The organism is Calothrix sp. CBUCES-K 9914 (assembly GCF_059640475.1).
This window is the reverse complement of sequence record NZ_JBXXZH010000436.1, coordinates 1-4,626: the sequence shown is the minus strand read 5'-3', so window position 1 is coordinate 4,626 and position 4,626 is coordinate 1. Positions and strand designations below refer to the sequence as shown.

The following is a 4,626-nucleotide window of genomic DNA, read 5'->3' as shown; positions in this document are numbered from 1 at the left end:
TGCAAGAGTTAAGAAGCAGTACAACAGTTTTGAGTAAACCCCAGTTACGGGAAGCTTTAATTATATTTAGTGAGTTGCACGATAGTGATATTGACTGGTTAATTGCCGCAGGACAAATACAAGTGTTTCCTACTGGTTCAACATTAATTCGTAGTGGCAGGCAAACTGAAGCACTATATATTTTACTCGATGGCGCCGTAGCTTTGAATGCTTATGAGGATGATGGCAACGCACTAGCACACGCTTTCTCTAATTTAGAATCAAATTTAGAATCAAATTTAGAATCAAATTTGGTAACATCTAATTTGAAAAGCAGCAAAAATCAACCGTTGGAACGCGAATTTGCAAGACTATCGCGCGGTGATATGGTAGGTGAAACACCGTTTATCGAAGTTCAACCCGAAGCAGTAACTGTTAAAGCTGTTAAAGACTCACGAGTTTTATCAATACCAAGATGGCGTTTATCTGCAAAACTATTACACGATGTCGGTTTCGCAGTTAGATTTTACCGCGTTTTGGGAATTATTTTAGCCGATAAACAAGCTGCTCTAGTTCAACGAATGGGATATGGCAGGTTAACATATAGTAGCGGTCAATCCTTAGATGAATCTTTTTCTAACGAGCTTAATAATTATTCTCTCACACAAATGTCACTCGCAGGCGCCCGCTTTGATTGGATGCTTAAAAGAATTCGCATCGAGTAAATAAATTGTTTGCATGGTAAACAAAATAACCTCACATTTATTTTAAGCCTGCGAAGGCAGGCTTCGCTCGTATAGCCCCACCCTTCTAGGGTGTGGGTGTGGTGGGTATGGGTATGGGTGTGGGTGTAGGTGTAGGTGTAGGTATAAAATAATTAAGGAGAAATAAAAAATGGTAACGCAACAAAATACCCAAAAGAATCAAAATAATTTATTTCGTAAAGAAGCTCTAGAAAAAGTCGCTTCTCCAGAACAGTTAGACCAGTTAATTAAAGTTACTAGCCCAAAACGCTGGTTCTCTTTGTTTGCACTTGGTGCCTTGGTTATTGGTGGAGGAGCATGGAGCGTACTAGGAGAAATACCAGTTGTTGTTACAGGTAGAGGTGTAATGGTGTATCCTAGTAAAGTTGCAACATTACAAGCATCTAGCTCTGGACGTATTTTAGATTTAAAAATCCAAGCAGGAGATCAAATAAAAAAGGGTCAAGTCATAGCTACAATTGACCAGTCAGAATTAAGTAAACAACTACAGCTAGCGCGCGAGAAGTTAACGCAGCTTAAATTTCAAGACCAAACAGCAAGCACAGCACAACTGCAGCGTTATACAGTTGAAGAATCAGCAATAGCTCAACAGCGTCAAACACTAGAGAAAAGTTTACAAACAGTACAGGAGTTAACTCCTGTACTGCGTGAAAAAGGTTTAGAAGTTCTCAAAAAGGAACGTGCGAATTTACGCTCACGCTTAATAACACTACGCGAACTGCAACCCACCTTAAAACAACGTTGGGAAGAACGACAAAAACTTTATGAACAAGGTGCTGTTCCCAAAGACACCGCATTAAACGCGCGGCAAGAGTATATTAATGCCAAAGCGCAAATCGACGAAGCCGAATCACAGTTAAATCAACTGGATGTCAAAGAAACCGACGCTAAACGTCAATATCAACAAAATCAGAATCAAGAGAATGAAATACAAGCGCAACTGAAAGGTTTAAAAAGTCGTCAAGCAACTCAGAAAGAACAAGACATAACAACAGCAACGAGTCGCAAAAAAGAAATTCAAGAAACCGAACGTTTAATTACTCAGTTAGAATCGCAGTTACAAAAAAACAGTCAAGTTAAAAGTGATTACACTGGTACAATTTTAGAATTAACGGCAAAACCAGGTCAACAACTAGAACCGGGTGTGGGACTTGGAACGGTTTCCGCACAAGACCCTGGAGCAAAGTTAGTTAATATTGTATTCTTACCAGTTAGCGAAAACAAAAAAATAAAAGTAGGTACACCTTTACAAATTACTCCTTCTAACGTTAAGCGTGAGGAATTTGGTGGAATTGAAGCATATGTAACAAAAGTGTCTCAGTTCCCCGTAACTCAACAAGGTGTAGCTGGCATAGTTGGGAATCCTGATATTGTATCTGATATATTCAGCAAAGGGTCTCAAATTTCTATCGAGACAGAACCGAAACTTGATGCTTCAACCGATAGCGGTTATAAGTGGTCATCTTCAAAAGGACCTCAACTAAAAATTACACCAGGAACAACAACTACAGTTAGAATCACTATAGAAAAGAAAAAACCTATCGAGTTTGTTTTACCTATTTTTAAGTCTTTGACTGGCGCTAGTTAAGAGAGAGAAAGGGTAAAGGGTTTCCCCTTTACCCTTAAAAACGTTTTGCTAAAATAAAACTTCTTCTCCTTTTTCGGTGAAGCGAACGTCTTTAATGTTCCATTGACTGTTACTGGTTAATGTTTTGCGGACGCTACCGAACAGAGCAAAGTTTTCGCAGCTTGACAACGAACTAATTAAACGTTTGGAATTAGGCGCCACTCGTAAATCTACTGTAGCTATACCATTTTTGACGTTAACTCGATACCCCGACAAGCTAAAGTCCCCACTATCATGTCCTTCTAATGCTCTACCAACGGCGCCTTCTACAGGTTCATCAGCTGGGACGGTGGTTTTTTTAGGTACATAATTTAGACACTGTGAATCACTAGTATACACAGTTACGTTTACTGTTTTACCTGTAGGCGCCTCGGTTTCAGTAGGAATAGCGTTATAGCTTAGTGTTTTTTTATTACTGTCTTCGGTTTGCTTGGTTTTCTCCCGTAATCTAGCTGTAGTTGGAGAAGGTGCAGGTGAAGTAAATTCAACTTGGGGTGTTGGTGATGCCGAGCAGGCGCTGCACTATTTCTCGTAGTCACTCACATGATGCTCCTTTTTGGCTGTTGATGATGCTCTGCATCTATGCGCGCATCCATGCATGCCTGTAGACTCATTAATGCATGCATTCATGCATGACTGCAAAGCGAAGCCAAAAGCAGCATCTGCTGCCGGCTACAGTACAATGCATGCTGACAGTCCTTGCTCAACAACACGTGCAGCAGAGCCCAGGCGCTAGCAATTGCGGGACGCACGTCATCAGGCAGCAACACTCTAAGCAGACAAACAGGCACACCGTGGGTCACAAGGCTGGGCCGGCAGCATTCCGCAGCCGCCTGCATGAAACAACTACATGCGTGCACACAAGTTGTGCCCAGGTGGCAGTACTCCATATAACAAAACAGCTATCAGCAGACAGTGAAGTATGTGTCAAATCACACACCTGACAAGGTAACATTGTCTCAGCATACACGCCAGGTTAATCATAATTAAACAGGTTCCTCAGCTGTGCCAACAGCTGAGGGCGGAGCAACTCTACTTGCCCAACATGTACAAAGAGTACCACATGCACACACAGGCATACTTTTCACACCCTCCTTTCCAAATGTCATCCAACTTAAGAACACACACATGGTCGCACCAAGCCTCTTGTGGGTTTGTGTCCCTCCACAACACAACCTGTCTTGTGTCACCTTCGTCATGAATCCCGGTAACGCCAGCAAACCAAAAGCCCGGAGCCCTGTCTAACGGCCGTTGTTGCACAGCACATCATTGCTTGCTCATTAGGGCCATCACGCATGTTAGGCTGTGGAGTTAACGACGAGCACAAACCAGATCTATCAAGTGCACATGCATGCATAAGTAGCATGCTGCGTTACAGTGCAAGCTGGAGCTGTCGAGTGCTTCGTGCAACGCAATGTGCACCATGTGGGTTGGTGCACGAGAACACAGCAGCATGGCTCAAACAGACAGGCTTTGGCTGGTGTGCCATCGCCACACAGAAAAAGAAATGAGCCCGCCAAAGAACCCATAGAGAACTACAATGCAGCACGGCAGCAAACAGGCTGACAAGCCAACACCCACGTGCACCTTAGCTCAAACCTTCTTGAGCCTCTGTCAGTCAGCTGACTGGGCTTGGCAGCACGCGTTGAAAACCCCAAGTAATATCAGCCTGAGTAAACCTTCCTGCATCAAGCAGCAGCCGGGTAATGCACATGCAACAACGCTGGTGCACAGGAGGCGGCCGCTACCCAAGGCACTCGATTCCACGGACTGAACAGCACAGCCCTCGTGTTTCTTGCAGACAAGAGAGCAGCAGACACTGCTTGCCATGCCTGGGCAGCGGCAGATTGCAGCGGACAGCTGACACCGGTGCGCACACCCATCATGCAAATGATGATACCAACACTCACCCGCAGCCACGCGCCAGCGAGCCTCTGTAGGGTATGTCTGGTCAGACGCGAAACAACGGCAAACTCCGTACTAGTCAGCACAAATGTGGTTAGTCGAGCGCATGCCGTACTGCAGGGGCCTTGTGTTGCATTGCAGCATTGACAACAAGGACCCCTGTCGACAAAACCTCCGCATGTGACGCCTGTCGCAAGGCGCATGCATGATGGGGAAGTTGACCAAGCGCCGTTGACTGGATGTAATTGGCTACTAACTGCTGGATAGATATCCTGAGCGCTCTGCTGCTGTCTGGCAAAGCAGCACAGGCAACCAACAGCAGCGACTGCCTAACTCAGACTAACAGCTGAC

2 protein-coding genes and 1 pseudogene are annotated in these 4,626 nt (G+C 44.6%); 2 read left to right on the top strand and 1 reads right to left on the bottom strand.

The genetic code is table 11. From position 1 onward, the window contains the following. Together AC2JBO_RS43330 and AC2JBO_RS43325 are read left to right on the top strand one after the other, a co-directional pair. Positions 1 to 704 (top strand): annotated as a pseudogene (locus AC2JBO_RS43330) (cyclic nucleotide-binding domain-containing protein); the annotation flags it as partial. Positions 705 to 873: 169 nt separating this feature from the next. After that, a complete protein-coding gene (locus AC2JBO_RS43325) occupies positions 874 to 2,331 on the top strand; it encodes an NHLP bacteriocin system secretion protein (RefSeq protein WP_496959802.1) in 1,458 nt (485 codons plus the stop codon). A gap of 48 nt (positions 2,332 to 2,379) precedes the next feature. Here the strand turns inward: AC2JBO_RS43325 and AC2JBO_RS43320 are convergent, their stop codons facing one another. Then, positions 2,380 to 2,709 (bottom strand): hypothetical protein, encoded by a 330-nt coding sequence (locus tag AC2JBO_RS43320; RefSeq protein WP_496959801.1) that lies wholly within the window; start codon positions 2,707 to 2,709, stop codon positions 2,380 to 2,382. Between the last annotated feature and the right edge of the window lie 1,917 nt (positions 2,710 to 4,626).